This is a genomic window from Chitinophaga oryziterrae (genome assembly GCF_009758125.1).
In the GTDB taxonomy this organism is placed as follows: domain Bacteria; phylum Bacteroidota; class Bacteroidia; order Chitinophagales; family Chitinophagaceae; genus Chitinophaga; species Chitinophaga oryziterrae.
Genome location: NZ_WRXO01000002.1, coordinates 260,903 through 279,545, shown reverse-complemented (window position 1 = coordinate 279,545; position 18,643 = coordinate 260,903). Strand labels below are relative to the sequence as shown.

Here is an 18,643-nt window from a genome sequence, read left to right as displayed (position 1 = left end):
GTTTTACAAACTTGTACCGCTGATGAGAATTGAACTCACGACCTATTCCGGCACTAAGACCGGAATCGCTCTTCCACTGAGCTACAACGAAATTCCGGATTCCGGATGTTGAAATCCGTTGAGCTGTTGATGAGAATTGAACTCACGACCTCTTCCTTACCAAGGAAGTGCTCTACCCCTGAGCTACAACAGCTTTTACTAAATTTGTAAAGAACTCTTTCGTTAACCAATAGTTGCCCATTACTTAACTAATGAGCGGGAGACGAGGCTCGAACCCGCGACCTACAGCTTGGAAGGCTGTCGCTCTACCAACTGAGCTACTCCCGCATAAAAAAAACAATAAAAGAACTGAGGCAAATCTCTTGCTAACAAGGAAGTTCCGCCTTTGCGAGGGGCAAAGGCGGAACATTTGCACTGTGTGGGCAGGATAGGATTCGAACCTATGAAGACGAATCAGCGGATTTACAGTCCGCCCCATTTGGCCACTCTGGAACCTGCCCATCTTAAATCCTAAAACCCCTTTTCAAAAGTCATGTCCATCGTCCGGACTTTAATTTTGCTTCGGAATTTTTCCGGAGCCACCAGAGGGATTCGAACCCCCGACCCACTGATTACAAATCAGTAGCTCTGGCCAACTGAGCTATGGTGGCATACCAAGTATCTATAAAAGGTATCCGTTAAAAGAGGTGCAAAAATAACAGTATTTAGATAATCTCAAAATCTTTTTTTTGCGCCCGGATACAAATTTCAAAACTTGTTCGTTTTGGCTAAAATGCCCTACAGTAAAGAACTTTACTACCTTCGCCGATCCCTTTTTTCGATCGGGATGGCAAAGGTAGTAAACAGATATTTAATTCCAAAATATTTTTAAGGATTTACTGAAATTTCTTCTCTTTCTGCCTCTTGATCTGGGTTACAACTGAATCAAAGGCTAAGTCGAACGACTCTTCAAAGGATTTGGATTCATGCTTTACAAAGACGTCCTGGCGGGGGATATGGACCTTTATCTCTGCAATTTTGTCTTTAATCTGGTGGGCTATTCCATCTAACTTTAAAAATACTTCAACACTGATAATGCGATCGTAGAATGTATTGAGCTTTTGTAATTTTTTGCTCACATGGTCAATCAGTTTTGCATCCGCATCGAAGTGCACAGTTTGAATCTGAACGTTCATAGCATTAATTTTTAATATTTAACAATCTTAGTACATGCTTGTAACATTGTTTGCATAGGCTCTCATTTGTTTTAATGGTATTACAATATGCTTTACAAAGAACTCGTTACTAATTTAGTCACTTTTGCAATCTTATTACTAACCATTTAGTAATATTTTGTTAATATTCCCTATCCCTTGGGATGAGCCTTCTTAAATGCTGCCTTCAGCTTCTCTATGCTATTGGATGTATATACCTGTGTAGATGCAAGACTGGAATGACCCAGCAGTTCTTTCACTGCGTTCAGGTCCGCTCCGTTATTCGTGAGATGTGTGGCAAACGTATGCCGGAGAATATGTGGACTCTTTCTGTTGATCGTCGTTATCTCGTGGCGGGTGAGGTAATCCCGGACCACATTGTACACGTATTTGGGGTATAACTTACGGCCCGACTTCGGATTTACCAACAAAACCTCCTGATCATATTCCGCCAGCTCCTTCCTGCAAACAGCCCGGTAAGTGTTTATTTCCTCCATCAAATGAGGACTGATAGGGATAATCCGCTCCTTATTGCCCTTCCCGAGCACCTTAATGCTCAGATTACCGGCATCAATATGCCTTTCCTTCAAAGAGATCAGCTCAGACAACCTGATCCCCGTATTATACAGCAATTCAAATATCAACTGGTGTGTACGCCCTTCCAGACCATCCATAAACACCGGCTCCTTCTCCTCTCCCCTCCGCATACTATGATTGTCCTCCAGCGCCCGCATCCCCTTTTCATCAATAAAGCCAGGCAGCCGCTTCCCGATCTTAGGGGCAGTCACCTTCGTCATAGGGGTCATACTGACCTCCCCATGCCTTAAAGCATATTTGAAGAATGATTTTAAAGAGGAAATCTTGCGGTTAACAGTCTTGGCCACATTACTATGCTCCATGAGCCAGGCCAGCCATGTACGGACATGCGAATGGGTGATGCCCTTAAGCGGCACATCACCATAACTTGACTGTAAAAACGTAAAAAACTGGGTAAGATCTTGCTGGTATGCAGCGAAAGTATGCTCAGAGTATCGTTTTTCGAGCCGGATATAAGCCAAAAAGCGGATGGCTACCGGATGTAATTCTTCACTCAATACAAAAAAATTGATGATTGTAAAGTTATGCAAAACCTTACAATCATCACATATCTTGCGTTGGAATTATCTGTAGTTTGAATTAATCGTCCAATTTACCACTAGCCAACTGCTGTTTGTAAACAGCTTTCAGTACCTGAGTACGACGCTTTACAGAAGGCTTGGTGAAAGATTGACGCGTCCTGAGTTGCAGCAGGATACGAGCTTTCTCAAACTTCTTTTTATACTTCTTGAGCGCCTTGTCAATATTTTCGCAATCTTTAGAATCGATGATCAACATAGTATTAGTCTCCTTTTTTTCAGGAAGGCAAAGATATAGCATTGTTTTAAAAAAACAAAAAAATGTAAGTATCTGATCCACTCTTTTGCACGCTGTCCCCATCTCCTTATTATTAATTAATTTAGCTCCATGTTTACAGGAATAATAGAAGCACTTGGAGAAGTAATAGCCACCAGAACGGAAGGCAGCAATATGGAGATCACTATCCGGTCCTCACTGGCTCCGGAACTGAAAGTAGATCAAAGCATCTCTCACAATGGCGTTTGCCTTACCGTCACAGAGATCAGACACGATACCTATAATATCACTGCCGTGGCCGAAACCCTGCAGAAAAGCAACATAGGCTTACTGGCCCCCGGCCATAAAGTAAACCTGGAACGCGCCATGGTATTCAACGGACGTATAGACGGACACCTCGTTCAGGGCCACGTAGACAGCACAGGGGAATGTATCTCCTGTACCCCGCAGAACGGCAGCTGGGAATACCGCTTCCGCTACCCTGCCCAGTTTGCGGCCCTTATAGTGGAAAAAGGCTCTATCTGTCTGAATGGTATCAGCCTCACCGTATTTAATGTCACAGACACCGAATTTACCGTTGCCGTGATCCCTTATACATACGAATTCACCAATATCTCTTCTGTTTTACCCGGCAGTACCATCAACCTGGAATTTGATATACTCGGCAAATACGTGGCCAGGCAATTATCCGTCAAACCATAATTATGAAACTTACCTCTGCCCTGGCTATCCGTTACCCCATTATTATGGCCCCCATGTTCCTCGTCAGCAATGAGAAAATGGTAAAAGCTGCCATGGACAACGGGATTGCCGGTACTTTCCCCTCCCTTAACTTCCGAAAAGAAGGTGAACTGAAGACAGTACTTGAAAATCTCAATAAACACATGGCTTCCTTAGCTCCCGGACAAGGGACCTATGGCGTTAATCTGATCGTTCAGAAAACAAACCCGTTGTATAGCAAGCATTTAAAAGAATGCGTGGAGGCAAAAGTTCCATTTTATATCACTTCACTGGGGAGTCCTAAAGAAGTGATAGCGGCTGCCCACAGCTATGGGGCTAAAGTTTTTTGCGATGTAACAAATATGCTGCATGCGGATAAAGCTGCCCAGGCAGGCTGTGATGGGTTCATTGCCGTATGTGCCGGCGCTGGCGGACATGCCGGCCCATACCCCATGCACATACTGGTACCTGCTTTGCAAAAAGCCTACCCGGATAAGGTCCTCATCGCTGCAGGCGGTATCGCTACCGGTCAGCAAATGGCCAGCGCACTTGTATTAGGCGCAGATGGGGCCTCTATCGGTACCCGCTTCATCGCCAGCGAAGAAGCACCGGTAAGTGACGCGTATAAAAAAGGGATCGTTAATTATGGGATGGAGGATATTGTGCTGACCGAACGCCTCTCCGGTACGCCCTGTAACGTAATTAATACCCCTGCGGCGAAGAAAATGGGCTACAGGCAGCATTGGTACGAGAAAATGCTAAGTAACAACCCACGCACCCGTAAGTACTTTAAAATGCTGGTACAGCTACGCGGCATGAAGAAACTGGAACAGGCGGTAAAGCCTAATAACTATAATCAACTCTGGACTGCCGGTCAGAGTGTTGAAATGGTCCATGAGGTGAGCAGCATCAAAGATATTGTTGCCCATATCATTACAGACCTCAAAGCCACCCTGCAAAAAACCTACCTTTAATTCACCCGTTTTAGCGACAATACCCTGTTATAATAATTTCCCTTATATTTTAATGTATTGCTAATCAGTAGTAAAAAAGCATCGAAATATTAGTCACTACTAATAAGTAACTGATACTCTGCCATTTAGCATATATAACCCGTATATAAGCCCTATATAACCCCTATATAACAGGTATATAAGCCGTACTTATTTAGATAGGGCTTATATACCTCTTATATAGAAGTCTGGTAAGAATTATAGTAAGTTTAAAGAAACGTTTAGGCTCTTACTGTGTTGCACCTTACTGCAAAGAGAGCCTATTGCGTGGTAGTGTTCACCGGCTTTGGGGCAGTCCCGGCGAATCTCTACCCTATTTCTGGAACGATTTTTTCTACTTTTATCTCATGAAACTTTTTTTCACTGCATTACAACTGCTGTTATGGATCCCTGCGCTTGGTCAGACAGCCATCTCCGCTACCTACGATCCCACCTGTGTCGCTGAACTCTACGACCGCATCCCTATCGGATTAAAACTCGTATACGATAACGGCCAGTTTAGAAAAACAGAAGGCTTCCTTCAAGGTGATTACCGCTGGAACCGCCTTAAAGTAAACACTAACAACGGCTCCTTCCAGAACGGGACCCTGCTCATTAACCGTAAACAACTGGCGGAACAACAATATACCGTACAACTGTCCGTTACCGTTCCTGGTGTGGCACAACCTTTCCAGGTACCTCTCACGCTTCCTCACGTGGAAAGTATCCGGTTTAACCATTATGCAGACAGCTTAAAAAGAGATATTCATTTTTACCTGAACGTAGAAGGTGTGTTCAGCAGCGGTAAAATATACCCGCTGGATACTTCAGCTATAAAATTTGAAACAAGCGAAGGGAAAATAATAGGTCAGGACCTGCTCATCGACCTGCATTCTGCTACCCGTATCATTACAGTAACAGCTACCGATAAAAATAATCCCAACATAAAGGTTACCACCAGCATCCCCGTAAAACAATTACCGGATGATATGTCCCTGATCAAAAAGAAATAATCCTAGATCAGGGAACGGGCTTTTAATTCTAAATATTTGTTCACCACATTCATCGTCAGTTGCTGGGGGGTAGTCAGTAATGACAAAATACCATACTGCGTCAGCTCACGTACCATCAGCTTTCTTTCATTGGCAAACTTCTGTGCAATTACCTGCCGGTAAATATCCGCAGTGGAGTGTACCGCTTCCTGGCTCATCTTCTTCAACTCTGTATTCTCAAAAAACACCACCAGTAATAAATGATACTTCGCCAACCGGCGCAGATAGGGCAACTGTCTTTGCAAACCGGACACAGATTCAAAATTTGTGAACAGGATCAGTAAAGAACGCTGAGAGAATACACTGCGTAACGTTACACTCAGCTTTTCATAATCACTCTCCTGCCATTGCGTTTCCTGTGCATACAAAGTATCCAGGATCTTATTCAGCTGCACTTTTTTATTGCTGGCCGCCAATACGTCTACCTGGTTGGCGGCTAAGGTAACAAGCCCTGTTTTATCTCCCTTCTGCAAAGCAATATTGCTGAATACCAGGGAAGCATTAATTGCATAATCCAGCAACGTTAATCCCTCAAAAGGCATCTTCATGCTACGCCCTTTATCAATTACACAATACACCTGCTGAGACCTCTCTTCCACATAACTATTCACCATCAGGTTACTACGGCGGGCCGTAGCCTTCCAGTTCAACCTGCGGATATCATCTCCCCTTACATATTCCTTAATGTGATCAAACTCCATGCTATGCCCTATCACACGTTTTTTATGCACCCCCATTTCCGTCATTTTGGAATTGATGGAAAACAACTCATAGTTATGCAACTGAATGAAGGATGGGAACACCTTTACCATCTGCCCGTTCTCCGCTACAACGCGACGCTGGGCCAGACTTAAAGGACTGCGGAGAAACACATTCGTATTACCGAATTCATACTCCCCTCTTTCCAGCGGATGTAGTACATAACGCAATACTTTTGTCTCTCCCGGTTTCAGACTTTCCTTTTGCGTAAAATCGCGCAACTGAAACTGAAAAGGTATTTCATCCAGCAGGGTAACGAATATGGGGAAACGATAATTATTTACCAGCCTGATATCAACATTATTATCATCTCCGTTACTGAACCGGTTCGCCATGATACGCTCTACTATCAAAGGAGAAGCGCCTGCTACAAACAGGAATACAACATCCAGCACCACCAGTAGGGTCAGTGAGGCAATGATGATGAGCGCAATCGGATATAATGCCGGGAAAAAAAAAGCCAGCACGAATAACATAGTAGTACTACCCAGGATCAGGTAAAACCGGGTAGTAAAAAATAAAGAATGAAAAAATGTCTTCTTCATATATTATCTCGGTACTTCCACCGCTTTAATAATCTGTGCAATCACTTCATCTGCGCTGATCCCTTCCATTTCACGCTCTGGTGTAAGCATGATACGGTGACGCAATACATGCGGCAACATTTCAATTACATCATCCGGTGTTACGAAATCACGGTTATTCATTGCAGCCAGCGCCTTGGAACAATTCATCACAGACAATGAAGCCCGTGGTGATGCGCCCAGGTACAAAGATGCGTTCACACGGGTTTCCTGTATCAGCGCCGCAATGTAATGCAACAGTTTATCTTCAATATGTACCAGCCTGACCTGTGCCTGGAACTCTATGATCTGCGTAGCAGTCACTACTTTATCTACCAGTTTGGTAAGGTCCGTTACCTCATTATGCTGATGCATGGATTGCAACATGGTTATTTCCTCTGTCAAAGAAGGATATTTCACTTCTATCTTAAAAAGGAAACGGTCTAATTGTGCTTCCGGCAACCGGTAAGTACCTTCCTGTTCAATGGGGTTCTGTGTAGCCAGTACCATAAACGGAGCAGGTAATTTGTGAGAAACACCATCGTTGGTTACCTGACGTTCTTCCATCACTTCAAACAATGCGGCCTGTGTTTTAGCCGGAGCACGGTTGATCTCATCTATCAGTACAAGGTTGCTGAATACAGGGCCACGCTTGTATTCGAACTCCCTTGTTTCGGGATTGAATACAGAAGTTCCCAGTACATCTGCCGGCATAATATCCGGAGTAAACTGTAACCTTGAAAAATCAGCATCTATACAGCGTGCCAGCAATTTAGCGGTGAGGGTTTTAGCCACGCCGGGCACACCTTCGATCAGCACATGTCCCTGTGTCAGTAAACCCGCAATCAGCAGGTCTACCATCTGGTGCTGGCCGATAATAACTTTTCCTATCTGTACCCGGATAGCTGTCACTGCCTCATGCAGGGCAGCAAAATCTGTGCGGGGCTGAAATGTAGTTTCCTCCATTATTTAGTGTTTAAATAGAATGCCTGTATATTTTTATAAAATGTATTCAGAAAATCGTCACTTACCTGGTCGGCCAGTCGTATATGATGAATGCTATCAATGATCTCACGTACCCTATCTACCGGGATCCCTGATTTGTGAGACAGCGTAGCAATAAAGGTATCATTCAGATAACTTGTATTCATGTAAAAACGGGTACGGATAAACTCTAACCACTGCTGAATGATCTTCTGGCCCAGGTTCGCATTATCATGCTGCTGATAATATAACTGACCCAGTGCATTTACAAACTCAAGCGAATTATTCGTAATCACCGGCTTATCCGGAATAATACGCTGTCTGCGTTTCCCTTCAAATACGATATAGATGATGAGTAACAGTATGGCCAGCCATAGTGCCCAGCGCATAGCAGGATAACGCATCAGCACCTGCCATTCACTAAAGTCTCCTTCGGAACGTTTATAATCCTGGTATTTATAATACTCATCCCAATAAATATTATCCTGGTAATTATTGGTATAAGAAAACTCTTTACCCATGGATGCGATGTTGTTCTCATGCATCAGGAAATAGTTGGTAACAGCAGAAGGATTGAGGGAGATCAATATACTTCCCGAACCCCTGGTCACCCTGATAAAATTAGGACGATGCTGCTCATCTGTTCCCAGGATAGTAGTGATACTGGTATCCATGGAGGTGAAATAATCCCCGCCAAAAATACCCTTACAGGAGAAGGCCGTATCCGGCGCCAGTGCCGGATTTACATAATGCTGTTCACTATCTCTGTAGTAAACATGCGAAGTATCCATGGCTATAGTCAGGCCCAGTCTTTCCAGCAGCACACTGTCCGGCATATTCACTGCCAGGAATAACTGGTTGCCCAGTTCTGCATAAGTGAGCATGTCTTTTACGTCCTGTGCGGTAGCATACAATTTGTCTGATACCAGCACATAGAGATTGTATCCGTTAGCAAGTTCTTTATCTTTCTTATAAGTATCTGCAAATGGTTTGGTAACTACCTTTGGCTTTATCTCAGTAGAATATAATTCGGGCAATGCCTTAAACAGTACATAACAACCTCCCGGTTTTTTCTCCTTATAATTAAAGCTCTGCTTTTGCAGGTCCTGATCCTGGTCCTGCAGGTTCTGCACCGAAGCAGCGACCACAAAGATCAGCAACAGTATTATCAGTGCACCGACAATGATGATTGGTAGTTTTGATTTCACCGGGTATAGCCTAATTCGTTCATAAATTGATTGAAATGCCTGTGAATAGTTTCAAACTGAGCTTCATTCACAGGTATTTCCCCATACCATATATATTCATAATCCAGTGTAAGATTAGCAAAGGACTTATACCATGTTGTTTGTGCCATTGCACGCAGGTAAGCCGCATTTGTTTTTTCCTTGCTGAAAACAATGAGTTCTTTGTCAGATAACAGCCGCAGTGTTTGTAAATACAATAACCGCACTGCCAGTCTTAATTTACCGGCTGCAATAGCTGCCTGTACCTGTTTTTCATAAGTCCTGAGGTCCAGTTCTTCCTCTGACAATGCTACAATTTCATCATCAATAGAAGTGCTTTTACGTCCTAAAATATACCCCTGGCCTTTCAGATAATTATACAGGATGAAAGCCAGTACCAGTACTATGAGTATAATCAGTATCCAGTAAAAGGAACGGATGAACATGAATATATAGAACAATATCATCTGCAGAGCAGTGAAATCCCTTTCCCTGGTCTGTTTCTTCTTGTACTGTAACCCTTTATCCGCTTTAAATTCTTTTATCAGGGATGCAGGGACCTCTCTTAATCTCAGTCCCTCGCCTTCATCATATTCGAAATCCGTCGAATCCTGATTAACTGGTATTTCCTGGTCCCAGAGGTGATGTGGAGCAGCAACTCTTGCTGAGGTAGTATCAGTATCGTCGTAAACAGTTGAATCCTGTGCTGTACCTGCCGCAGCTACTGCTGAATCCTGAATTAACTCATCTTCATCCTCCTCTTCATCTGATGATGTGCCATCTCCTGCATTCGAGATAGAATCCAGCCGGGCCTTATATACAGACAACGGTTCTTTATACTGCGCCCTGCCTGCCAGGGGAAGTAATGCCAGCAACAGTACCAGTCTTACACATCTATTCATTTCACAGGTTTTATAACTTTTCCTTTTTCATCCAGCCGGAATCCCCTGTGCTGAAGTAGTATAGGGTATACAATGAAATAACTGATAATAAATGCCAGTGATATCAGTAATATAGAAATACTGATAGCGATAGGCATCGCAGTATGACGCGTTACAAACCCTTCCAGGAAAGCAGCCGTTATAAATAAAGGCACCAGGCTTATCACTACCTTCACCCCGTCCCTGGCCGATTTTTTAAGGGCATCCACTCTTTTACGGGTACCGGGGAACAGTAATCCACTGGCCATTATCAGTCCTGCGCTACCGGCAATGACAATAGAAGAAATTTCCAGTGTCCCGTGAATCCATATTACGAGTACAGATTTTAGTCCTAATCCTTTTGAAAAGAAATAATACTGGAAAGCGCCCAGCATCACGCCATTCTTCATCATGAACCACAACGATCCCACGCCAAACAGAATACCGCCTATAAAACAAAGAAATGCCACCTGTATATTATTATAAGCAATACGCAGGAACATATACAGTTCATTTTCTCCTTTATATACACCAAAGGGATCTCCTTTTTTAATGTTCTGTTCTGTCATATTCACATATTCATCTCCCATTACCCCTCTTACAAATGTTTCATCATGTGCAGCAGAAAAGGCGGCAATCAGGCAAAACAGCAGGAAAAACAGGAAGGTGAATAATATCAGGCGATGGTATTTGCGGAACAGGAGTGGCAGTTCGTATACAAAAAAGGAGCGGAATCGTCCACTTTCCTCTTTATTGTTAGCATAAATGATTTGATAGATGCCTGCAGCCAGGCTGTTGATATACCCGGTTACCTTGCTGAAACTGTAAAAAGTTTTAGCATAGGCCAGGTCGTCCAGTAACGTGGTAAAACGCTCTGCCATCTCATCGGGGTCACCGGTGGGTTCCTCCTGGTATTTTTTCCAGCGGGGCAGGTTCTTTTTAATGAAAGTAGATTCGCGCATGGGTTGTCAGATCAGGTATGCAGACTAAGTCCCGGAATTTTTCTGTCTGCTCAAAATACTCTTATTAAATTTATAATTGCCTAACAAACATATACATTAATTAGTAAATTTGTACATGACCAGTGTAAAAATACCAACATCCTTCAACATTGATCTGGAATTTGAAACCGCCAATATCGGTCAGCGGTTCCTTGCCTGGCTTATTGATGTTTTGATAAGAGGAGTGTTTGTGCTGGTAATGAGTGTCACTTTGGGCAAGCTGCACTATTCGTCTACCACGATGTACGTGATCTATTTCTTCATCTACCTGCTCCCTTTTACCTTTTACTTCCTGGCGCTTGAAATTCTGATGAACGGGCAAACACCTGGTAAAAAGATGATGGGGATAAGGGTAAGAAATATGAATGGCGGTAAACCCAGTATCAGTCAGCACCTTATCCGTTGGTTGTTCCGTGCGATAGAAACCCCCTGGATCGTCTTCAATGCCGTTATCCCGATCGTGTCTATGGTACGTTCTCCCTATGACCAGAGACTGGGAGATGTGGTAGCCGGCACTATCGTAGTAAATACGAGAAGCAAGACCAGCATCAACGAAACCATATTCCGGGATATGTCTGAGGTAGATTATACGCCTCAGTTCCCACAGATATTAAAACTGTCTGACAGGGACATGAATAAGATCAAAGAACTGATGGACAGGGCTATTAAATCCGGAGATGTGCAGTTAACGGCACGTGTATCCTACCGGGTAAGGGACGTACTGAACATTCAATCGGACCTTGATCATCTTCCTTTCCTGGAAACAGTACTCAACGATTATAACTACTACACTACCCGGTAATTACTTTTTCACCACAGTGGTGCGTGTCCAGAGGTCGTGCCAGGCAACATTAAAAGCAGAAAATGCTTCCAGCGGTATCATACGGATGATTGTTCTTACAAACACTGTTTTCAACGGAGGTGTACTTCCATCTTCCACCACCACCCGGGTCCCCGTAACCAGTTTCCCGACAGTAACCCCTTTATTACCAGCTTCCAGTATACAATAATAGAGTATGATCAATGCGTAATAGATAATAGCAGGTTGTCCGTTATGGTTATCTTCATCCATAAATTTATCGAACGCAGTAGCGTCTATAATGGCGAATATCACCATTATCATAAATAGCAGGATAAGAATGACGATCCTGTCTATCAGCACATTCACAAAGCGCTGTGTGCGGGAAGCCGGTTGCAGAATGATGTCGGTCTCAAGATCATCCAGCAGGTCTTTTTGAGTAAGCATAGATAAAAGTATAAAAAAACTGCCGGCTACATTAGATGTGTGCCGGCAGTAATCATTATGGCAGAAAACAAAAATTATATAGTTGGTTTTCCGATGCTGTCGATCTGTTCATCCATGTTCAAAGGTGTTCCTGAAGGACCACGGTACTGAATGGTTTTATCGAAAGCCATGATTGGTAAGAATACGAAGCTCAGGAAGATCAGGCCTATTGTAAAGCCGGTATCCTTGCCAAAGCTCTTACTTAACAGGTTAGCGCCCCAGATCTGGAAGATGATGCCCACGTAAGGGATCAGCAATAATACAGTCCACCATCCTGGTTTGCCAATGATTTTTGTGAAGATGTAGTAGTTATAGATAGGTACGATGGCGCTCCAACCGGGATGGCCAGCCTTTTCAAATATTTTCCACATACATAAGCCGTAGAAGAAAAGAATGACAAGGATAAAAATGAAGAAGCCTATACCGAACATAGCCATTATTCCGGATGAGGCGTCGTAGTTAGATTGCATACTAGTAAAAGTTAAAGGTTAATAGATAATTGGATAAATGATCCTGTACAAAATAGAGATCTTTTAATTAATATTTATACAACATTCGTATTATTATTAAAAACCATGCTTAAATATCTTTAAATGAAGCAGTCCCAGGAAGTTAAATTTTTATTATCTGAAATTTAAGTTCTTTTTTTGGAATTATATTCAATTCCCCTACATTTGCAGCCGGCAAGTCTTATACGACCAGCTCCTACTGAACTCCCCCAGGACAGGAATGTAGCAAGGGTAGGTGGTTGTAGCGGTGCGATGTAAGTAACTTGCCGATTTTTTTTCCTCTTTTTTAGATTTCTTCTAAAAATTCACTGCAGCCCTCAGCATTAAATTTAAACTACCTAACTTTGCACTTCAATTATTTTGTTCGTTGAACAATTGAATGCCATTAAACTACTAAATCATTTCATCATGAAATTCTTTATAGATACTGCAAACCTTGCACAGATCAAAGAAGCAAACGACCTGGGCGTACTTGACGGTGTAACGACCAACCCTTCCCTGATGGCTAAAGAAGGCATCAAAGGCGAGGCTAACATCATCAAGCATTACGAAACAATCTGCGAACTGGTAGACGGACCTATCAGCGCTGAAGTACTTTCTACCGACTTCGCCAGCATTATTGAAGAAGGTAAAAAGTTAGCGGCTATTCACCCGAATATCATTGTGAAAGTTCCAATGATCAAGGATGGTATCAAAGCATTGAAATGGTTTACCGACAATGGTATCAAAACCAACTGTACCCTGGTGTTCTCCGCAGGACAAGCGATCCTGGCTGCTAAAGCTGGCGCTACCTACGTATCTCCATTCATCGGCCGTATCGACGATACCAGCTGGGATGGTGTGGAACTGATCGCTCAGATTGCCCAGATATACAGCCTGCAGGGCTTCAAAACTGAAATCCTCGCAGCTTCTATCCGTAACGCCCTCCACATCGTAAGATGTGCTGAAGCCGGTGCTGACGTTTGTACCTGCCCTTTAGACTCTATCCTGGGTCTGCTGAAACATCCTCTGACAGATATTGGCCTGGCCAAATTCCTGGAAGACGCGAAAAAAATGTAGTACATACTTTTAGATGGTATATATCCCCCGGTGCAGCAATGTACCGGGGATTTTTTTTAATTAAACTTTCATTCTTTTCTGAAAGTTTTGTAACTTTGAGATGCATTTATGAACTCCAGCGTTAGAACAGCACAGTAGGTTTATTCTTTGACTGATAAATGATGTTTTATGATCCAACCGAATGTTCCGGAAGCCGGCGTGCCACGCGTTGTAATTGTGGGCGGTGGCTTTGGCGGTATTAATCTTGCTAAAAAGCTCAAAAATGCACCTGTTCAGATTGTAATGTTAGACAGGAACAATTATCACCTCTTTCAGCCCCTATTATACCAGGTATCTACAGCCGGACTGGAAGCAGACAGCATCGCTTTCCCCCTTCGCGGGATCTTTAAAAGTCAGAAAAATTTCATCTTCCGTATGGCCGAAGTCACCGGCCTCCGCGCAGCGGAAAACATCCTCGAAACCGGTATTGGCGACTTACATTACGACTACCTCGTATTCGCTACCGGCAGCACGACCAACTTCTTCGGCAACAAACTCATAGAAGAACATGCTATCGGTATGAAATCCCTGATAGAGGCTGTACAGATCCGCAACTACGTGATCAAACAATTCGAGGAAAGCCTGCTGCTGAAAGACGAAGCAGAAATAAAGCCCAAACTCAACTTCGTAATGGTGGGCGGTGGCCCTACCGGTGTGGAAATGGCTGGTGCATTTGCGGAACTCCGTAAATATATCATGCCTAAAGACTACCCCGAACTATCCGTTTCCCTTATGAACGTATATCTCATAGAAAGCAGTCCCCGCCTGCTGGCAGGGATGAGCGAGGAGTCTTCCGAAAAGGCACTGGAAGCCCTTACGGCTTTAGGCGTGAAAGTGATGGTGAAAACCGTTGTAAAAGAATACGATGGTAAAACCTTAACACTGAGTACAGGAGAAAAAATAGACAGCCAGTCGCTGTTCTGGTCGGCCGGCGTGAAAGGCGTTCCCGTAAATGGTATTGCTCCAGAAATAATAGCGCCCAACGGACGTGTTCAGGTAAATGGGCTGAACCAGATAGTAGGCCATACCAACGTATATGCGATAGGCGATATCGCCCTGATGACGGACGAAATTCACCCTAAAGGCTATCCGATGGTAGCGCAGGTTGCTATTCAGCAAGGCGCCAATGTCGCTGCCAACCTGAAGAAAATCCTTAAAAAAGATCCTGCTTTAGTTCCTTTTAAATATAAAGACCTCGGTAGCATGGCTACTATAGGCCGTAACAAGGCAGTGGCAGAATTTGCCGGCATGAAACTGTACGGATATTTTGCCTGGATGGTATGGATGGCGGTACACTTATTAAGCCTGCTGGGCTTCCGTAACAAACTGGTAGTATTTATCAACTGGTTCTACCGCTATTTTACCTTTGAGAGAGGTACCCGTATCATTATTAAACGGGGTGCAGCTAATATTGTAAAGCTAAGACAAACAGTAAACTTCTAATATCCCAGGTTCTGACAGGCTCTTGAACAGGATCATCCTCCGTTTATCCTACGTTAAAAGACGTAGGATAAACGGAGGATGATCCTGTTCAAGAGCTGTTTTGTTCCTCTTTTATTTTCTGCTTAACATAGAGTTCAGTGTAACCGTAGCGACCAGTTCATCCGATCTTCCTCCCAATGCCCGGTAATATACCAGGATGGTGTAATTATTCTCCGTCTCCCACCAGTTACCCTCTGTATATTCTGTAAATGGCTGACTACCGGTTACGGTTTTATCTACCAACGCATATTCGTAATTATAAAATCCCTGTTTCAGGAATAAAGCGCCTTCATAGGCCATGGTAGCAGGATTAAAAGAGAGCTTCGTATTATCATTGATCTCATAATCTGTCAACTGGCCCACGATATACATATCATAACCCGCATACGGCTCTTTTACAGGGAAGCTGAAATGTACATTGGCATAATCCCCTTCAAAAAACGGATCGTAATCATCCAGCGTAGCCAGGTAATATAATCCATTGATATCCTTGATATACTGATATAGTTTACTGCCTCTCTCAAAATCCGGCTGGGCATATACATCGGTACCATCTTTACGGTAATCCGTATGCTTCACTCTTTCCGTTTGTAAACGGAAACTGCGGAGATCTATCCATCTCCACTCCTTCCCTGCCGGCATCACACAATCCACTTCCCAGTTATATTCTATCGTATTTCCCTTGATAAATAAAGGACGGGGATATTTAATCGCCTTATCCCAACGGTAATTCTGCAGGATCACCACTTTCAGCTGATCAAAAGGGTTCACGAGGTTCAATCCTCCTGTACCTACAGAAAAATTGATCTTCTGATGTGTCCTGAATATTTTAGGTGTTACCGGCTGCTGGATAAAACCGCTCACGCCTGCTTTATTCCCTACTACCAGCATACGGCGGGTAAATGCCAGTTGTGTGGTATCACTATCCAGGTAAACTTTTAACAGGTAATTCCCGGATTTGATAGGATAACCGTTCTGACCGGGCACCTGCACACTGTAATGAGTATATTTCTGTAATGCGATACTGGAAAAACGGGAATCCTGGATCCTGTTTTCGGAGAAACCCCGCAGGTATTCCAGCTGGTTGATCTGGGCCGGTGACCAGTCTGCATTACACAGCACAAAGGTGTAGTAGTAGTTTTTCACATCATTGTCAAGATCATCGAAGCTCAGGTCCAGCTTATCACCGCTACCCAGGGTAATCATGGGCATCGTGAGCTGGTCGCCGGCCTGGTTGAACTTAACAGATTTGATGTTGTTATAGTACACGTGGTCGGGGCCAATGGGGTTATCCTGCGCTGCTACGGGCAGGATATATGCTAATAGTACTAGCAGGCAGAAAACAGGTGTTATCCTCATAATAATTTTCAAGTTACAATATTTCCGGTCACCTAATAACGGTGCTTTTGAGCGGATAAGTATAATTTGATACTTTTGTCCTATGCGTCTATCATTTCTAGTTGCCAGGAGGATCGCTTTTAACAAATCTTCCTCTTTTTCCCGGTTCATCATCAATATAGCTATCTTAGCTACAGCCATCAGCGTAGCGGTGATGATCCTGGCAATAGCCCTGGTAAATGGTTTTCAGCAGACGATCCAGCAAAAGATCTTCAGCTTCTGGGGGCATATTCACATTACACAGTACCAGCCCAATGCCGGTCCGTTGACAGAACAGATCCCTTTCCAGGGGGATAGCGCCATGGTAGCCAGGCTGAAAAAGATTGAAGGGATCAATACTGTGAATGCCTATGCCACTAAATCTGCCATCATAAAAGCAGAAAAAGATATTGAAGGCGTCATTTTCAAAGGAGTAGACCGTCAATATAACTGGCAGCACCTGCAACAGTTTTTTATAGAGGGTGGCCCTATTCGTTACAAGGATAGCAGTTATGCCCCTGAAATAGTGATTTCTGTGAGTCTGGCCAAAGAATTACGGGTAAAACTCCATGATCCCCTTATTGTATATTTTATCCAGGGGAACGGGCAGGCTCCCCGGGCACGTAAACTGACTATCAGCGGTATTTATAAAACCAGTATTGAAGAATATGATAAAACTTATGTTATAGGAGACCTGGAACTGGTGCGGAAACTCAATAACTGGCAACCGGGAGATGTAGGTGGATATGAAATGTTTGTGGATGATTATAAAAAAATGAATGCGATCAGTATCCAGGCAGATGCTGTAATGCCCGATAAATTATTTATCCGTACCATTAAAGAGATATACCCGAATGTGTTCGACTGGTTACAATTACAGAACCAGAACGAAATCATTATCCTCATCATCATGACTATCGTAGCGATCATTAATATGATCACCGCTATATTGATCCTTATACTGGAACGTACCAATATGATTGGTATTTTAAAAGCGCTGGGGATGCGCAACTGGAATATTCAGAAGATCTTTATTTACCAGGCGGGTTACATTGTACTGGCAGGGCTGATACTGGGAGATATACTGGGTATCAGTGTTGTTGCCTTACAACAAAAGACCGGCTTCTTTAAATTATCCGAAGAAAGCTATTATATGTCTGTAGCCGCTGTATCACTACACTGGTGGGAAGTATTGCTGATTAATGCAGGTACTTTTATCATCTGCCTGCTGGTATTGATTATACCTTCTATGGTTATACGGCGGATCACCCCGATGAAGGCGATACAGTTTAAATAAGCAGGCGCCCACAGATAATACCTGCGGCAATACCGGCATTCAATGATTCTGCTCCACCCAGCCGGGGGATGGTTATCCGGTAGGTACAGGCAGCAATGACCTGGTCGCTCAATCCACGGGATTCATTTCCTATCAGGATAATCCCTTCTTCTATCTTCTTAAATTCAACAATATTAGTTCCATGAAGCGTAGCAGCATAAGAAGGAACTTCCTGTAACAAGGGGATGATCTCACTTTCTATTACCCGTACACGGGCAATACTACCCATCGTAGCCTGTATCGTTTTAGGGTTATAGGCATCCACACAATCCGGAGAACAGATGACCTGTTTAATGCCGAACCAGTCGGCTATACGAATAATAGTCCCGAGGTTACCGGGGTCCTGGATAGTTTCCAGCGCAATAGTGACTACTCCTTTTAAAACTGCCGGTGTTGGTTCGGGGATATTCAGCAGGGCCATGGCCTGGTTGGGCGTGGTTAAAGCAGAAATCTGCTTTAAAACGGCTTCATCCACAGCAGTAACCCGTACATTATTGAGTAATTGTTCGTGTGCACTGATCCAGGAGGTGGTGGCATATACTTCCTGCACTGGTACTCCTTCTGACAGCAGTTCAGGGACGATCTTATCTCCTTCGGCAATGAACTGGCCGGATTTTTGACGGTATTTTTTATGCTGTAATGATTGAATATACTTAATTTGCGCCTTTGACAACATAGGGCCAAACCTACATGATTTCTATTAATCGGCAAAGCAAGGGGTCTATGTATACTGATTGAAACAAAGCTACTAACT

General features: G+C 43.5%; 19 protein-coding genes, 5 tRNA genes and 1 other RNA gene. 8 read left to right on the top strand and 17 right to left on the bottom strand.

Translation table 11 applies throughout. The features are described from left to right. Positions 1-14: 14 nt before the first annotated feature. The 8 genes from GO495_RS08850 to rpsU form a co-directional block, all read right to left on the bottom strand. Positions 15-89 (bottom strand) — tRNA-OTHER (locus GO495_RS08850). 32 nt (positions 90-121) lie between these two features. After that, positions 122-193, bottom strand: a tRNA-Thr gene (locus tag GO495_RS08845). A 61-nt stretch (positions 194-254) separates the two neighbouring features. Further along, a tRNA-Gly gene (locus GO495_RS08840) sits at positions 255-327 on the bottom strand. A gap of 92 nt (positions 328-419) precedes the next feature. Then, positions 420-500 (bottom strand) — tRNA-Tyr (locus GO495_RS08835). A 76-nt stretch (positions 501-576) separates the two neighbouring features. Further along, positions 577-650: transfer RNA gene (locus tag GO495_RS08830), tRNA-Thr, on the bottom strand. Between the two features lie 225 nt (positions 651-875). Continuing rightward, positions 876-1,175 (bottom strand): HPF/RaiA family ribosome-associated protein, encoded by a 300-nt coding sequence (locus GO495_RS08825; protein ID WP_157299324.1) that lies wholly within the window; start codon positions 1,173-1,175, stop codon positions 876-878. 170 nt (positions 1,176-1,345) lie between these two features. Further along, entirely contained in the window at positions 1,346-2,287 is a 942-nt protein-coding gene (locus GO495_RS08820) for a tyrosine-type recombinase/integrase (protein WP_157299323.1), read from the bottom strand. 82 nt (positions 2,288-2,369) lie between these two features. After that, positions 2,370-2,567, bottom strand: coding sequence for a 30S ribosomal protein S21 (rpsU, locus tag GO495_RS08815; RefSeq protein WP_089783689.1), 198 nt, complete (start codon positions 2,565-2,567; stop codon positions 2,370-2,372). Positions 2,568-2,696: 129 nt separating this feature from the next. Here rpsU and GO495_RS08810 point away from each other — a divergent pair, with 129 nt between their 5' ends. The 3 genes from GO495_RS08810 to GO495_RS08800 all read left to right on the top strand — a co-directional run bounded on the left by GO495_RS08810 (position 2,697) and on the right by GO495_RS08800 (position 5,310). Further along, positions 2,697-3,287 carry a riboflavin synthase gene (locus tag GO495_RS08810; RefSeq protein WP_157299322.1) on the top strand — a complete coding sequence of 197 codons (591 nt, stop codon included), beginning with the start codon at positions 2,697-2,699 and terminating at the stop codon, positions 3,285-3,287. Between the two features lie 2 nt (positions 3,288-3,289). Continuing rightward, complete coding sequence (locus tag GO495_RS08805; protein ID WP_157299321.1) at positions 3,290-4,279, top strand: NAD(P)H-dependent flavin oxidoreductase; 990 nt, start codon at positions 3,290-3,292, stop codon at positions 4,277-4,279. 386 nt (positions 4,280-4,665) lie between these two features. Next, entirely contained in the window at positions 4,666-5,310 is a 645-nt protein-coding gene (locus GO495_RS08800; RefSeq protein WP_157299320.1) for a hypothetical protein, read from the top strand. A 2-nt stretch (positions 5,311-5,312) separates the two neighbouring features. Here the strand turns inward: GO495_RS08800 and GO495_RS08795 are convergent, their stop codons facing one another. From GO495_RS08795 to GO495_RS08775, 5 genes are read right to left on the bottom strand one after another with little or no spacing between them, the layout of a single operon-like run. After that, on the bottom strand, positions 5,313-6,653 hold the full coding sequence (locus GO495_RS08795) for a DUF58 domain-containing protein (RefSeq protein WP_157299319.1): 1,341 nt from the start codon (positions 6,651-6,653) through the stop codon (positions 5,313-5,315). A gap of 3 nt (positions 6,654-6,656) precedes the next feature. Then, entirely contained in the window at positions 6,657-7,637 is a 981-nt protein-coding gene (locus GO495_RS08790; protein WP_157299318.1) for an AAA family ATPase, read from the bottom strand. Beyond that, on the bottom strand, positions 7,637-8,863 hold the full coding sequence (locus tag GO495_RS08785; RefSeq protein ID WP_157299317.1) for a DUF4350 domain-containing protein: 1,227 nt from the start codon (positions 8,861-8,863) through the stop codon (positions 7,637-7,639). The genes GO495_RS08790 and GO495_RS08785 overlap by 1 nt, the downstream gene beginning before the upstream one ends. Then, positions 8,860-9,783 (bottom strand): DUF4129 domain-containing protein, encoded by a 924-nt coding sequence (locus GO495_RS08780; RefSeq protein ID WP_157299316.1) that lies wholly within the window; start codon positions 9,781-9,783, stop codon positions 8,860-8,862. Before GO495_RS08780 ends, GO495_RS08785 begins: the two co-directional genes overlap by 4 nt. Then, positions 9,780-10,763 (bottom strand): stage II sporulation protein M, encoded by a 984-nt coding sequence (locus tag GO495_RS08775; RefSeq protein WP_157299315.1) that lies wholly within the window; start codon positions 10,761-10,763, stop codon positions 9,780-9,782. The genes GO495_RS08780 and GO495_RS08775 overlap by 4 nt, the downstream gene beginning before the upstream one ends. Positions 10,764-10,878: 115 nt before the next feature. Here GO495_RS08775 and GO495_RS08770 point away from each other — a divergent pair, with 115 nt between their 5' ends. Further along, complete coding sequence (locus GO495_RS08770) at positions 10,879-11,604, top strand: RDD family protein (protein WP_157299314.1); 726 nt, start codon at positions 10,879-10,881, stop codon at positions 11,602-11,604. Here GO495_RS08770 and GO495_RS08765 read toward each other — a convergent pair whose 3' ends face one another. Beyond that, on the bottom strand, positions 11,605-12,048 hold the full coding sequence (locus GO495_RS08765) for an RDD family protein (RefSeq protein WP_157299313.1): 444 nt from the start codon (positions 12,046-12,048) through the stop codon (positions 11,605-11,607). It lies immediately after the preceding gene. A gap of 74 nt (positions 12,049-12,122) precedes the next feature. Then, positions 12,123-12,557, bottom strand: coding sequence for a DUF5684 domain-containing protein (locus GO495_RS08760; protein WP_157299312.1), 435 nt, complete (start codon positions 12,555-12,557; stop codon positions 12,123-12,125). Between the two features lie 211 nt (positions 12,558-12,768). On the opposite strand from GO495_RS08760, the gene ffs reads away from it, so the two are divergent. From ffs to GO495_RS08745, 3 genes are all read left to right on the top strand, one after another. Then, positions 12,769-12,868: signal recognition particle sRNA small type (gene ffs / locus GO495_RS08755), an RNA gene on the top strand. Positions 12,869-13,004: 136 nt separating this feature from the next. Next, the gene (gene fsa, locus GO495_RS08750; RefSeq protein ID WP_157299311.1) at positions 13,005-13,655 is read left to right on the top strand and encodes a fructose-6-phosphate aldolase; all 651 of its coding nucleotides are present in this window, start codon (positions 13,005-13,007) and stop codon (positions 13,653-13,655) included. Positions 13,656-13,823: 168 nt separating this feature from the next. After that, positions 13,824-15,137 carry an NAD(P)/FAD-dependent oxidoreductase gene (locus tag GO495_RS08745; RefSeq protein ID WP_157299310.1) on the top strand — a complete coding sequence of 438 codons (1,314 nt, stop codon included), beginning with the start codon at positions 13,824-13,826 and terminating at the stop codon, positions 15,135-15,137. Between the two features lie 111 nt (positions 15,138-15,248). On the opposite strand, the gene GO495_RS08740 is transcribed toward GO495_RS08745, so the two are convergent. Beyond that, on the bottom strand, positions 15,249-16,535 hold the full coding sequence (locus tag GO495_RS08740) for a type IX secretion system plug protein (RefSeq protein WP_157299309.1): 1,287 nt from the start codon (positions 16,533-16,535) through the stop codon (positions 15,249-15,251). Positions 16,536-16,617: 82 nt separating this feature from the next. On the opposite strand from GO495_RS08740, the gene GO495_RS08735 reads away from it, so the two are divergent. Then, the gene (locus GO495_RS08735) at positions 16,618-17,850 is read left to right on the top strand and encodes an ABC transporter permease (RefSeq protein WP_157299308.1); all 1,233 of its coding nucleotides are present in this window, start codon (positions 16,618-16,620) and stop codon (positions 17,848-17,850) included. Here the strand turns inward: GO495_RS08735 and GO495_RS08730 are convergent. Further along, entirely contained in the window at positions 17,843-18,565 is a 723-nt protein-coding gene (locus GO495_RS08730; protein WP_157299307.1) for a TrmH family RNA methyltransferase, read from the bottom strand. The two genes, GO495_RS08735 and GO495_RS08730, sit on opposite strands and share 8 nt — an antisense overlap. Positions 18,566-18,643 lie beyond the last annotated feature (78 nt).

Coding starts and splice junctions, on each gene's coding strand:
- GO495_RS08825 (WP_157299324.1), bottom strand. CDS start 1,175: ATGAACGTTCAGATTCAAACTGTGCACTTCGATGCGGATGCAAAACTG.
- rpsU (WP_089783689.1), bottom strand. CDS start 2,567: ATGTTGATCATCGATTCTAAAGATTGCGAAAATATTGACAAGGCGCTC.
- GO495_RS08810 (WP_157299322.1), top strand. CDS start 2,697: ATGTTTACAGGAATAATAGAAGCACTTGGAGAAGTAATAGCCACCAGA.
- GO495_RS08805 (WP_157299321.1), top strand. CDS start 3,290: ATGAAACTTACCTCTGCCCTGGCTATCCGTTACCCCATTATTATGGCC.
- GO495_RS08800 (WP_157299320.1), top strand. CDS start 4,666: ATGAAACTTTTTTTCACTGCATTACAACTGCTGTTATGGATCCCTGCG.
- GO495_RS08795 (WP_157299319.1), bottom strand. CDS start 6,653: ATGAAGAAGACATTTTTTCATTCTTTATTTTTTACTACCCGGTTTTAC.
- GO495_RS08790 (WP_157299318.1), bottom strand. CDS start 7,637: ATGGAGGAAACTACATTTCAGCCCCGCACAGATTTTGCTGCCCTGCAT.
- GO495_RS08780 (WP_157299316.1), bottom strand. CDS start 9,783: ATGAATAGATGTGTAAGACTGGTACTGTTGCTGGCATTACTTCCCCTG.
- GO495_RS08775 (WP_157299315.1), bottom strand. CDS start 10,763: ATGCGCGAATCTACTTTCATTAAAAAGAACCTGCCCCGCTGGAAAAAA.
- GO495_RS08770 (WP_157299314.1), top strand. CDS start 10,879: ATGACCAGTGTAAAAATACCAACATCCTTCAACATTGATCTGGAATTT.
- GO495_RS08765 (WP_157299313.1), bottom strand. CDS start 12,048: ATGCTTACTCAAAAAGACCTGCTGGATGATCTTGAGACCGACATCATT.
- GO495_RS08760 (WP_157299312.1), bottom strand. CDS start 12,557: ATGCAATCTAACTACGACGCCTCATCCGGAATAATGGCTATGTTCGGT.
- fsa (WP_157299311.1), top strand. CDS start 13,005: ATGAAATTCTTTATAGATACTGCAAACCTTGCACAGATCAAAGAAGCA.
- GO495_RS08745 (WP_157299310.1), top strand. CDS start 13,824: ATGATCCAACCGAATGTTCCGGAAGCCGGCGTGCCACGCGTTGTAATT.
- GO495_RS08740 (WP_157299309.1), bottom strand. CDS start 16,535: ATGAGGATAACACCTGTTTTCTGCCTGCTAGTACTATTAGCATATATC.
- GO495_RS08735 (WP_157299308.1), top strand. CDS start 16,618: ATGCGTCTATCATTTCTAGTTGCCAGGAGGATCGCTTTTAACAAATCT.
- GO495_RS08730 (WP_157299307.1), bottom strand. CDS start 18,565: ATGTTGTCAAAGGCGCAAATTAAGTATATTCAATCATTACAGCATAAA.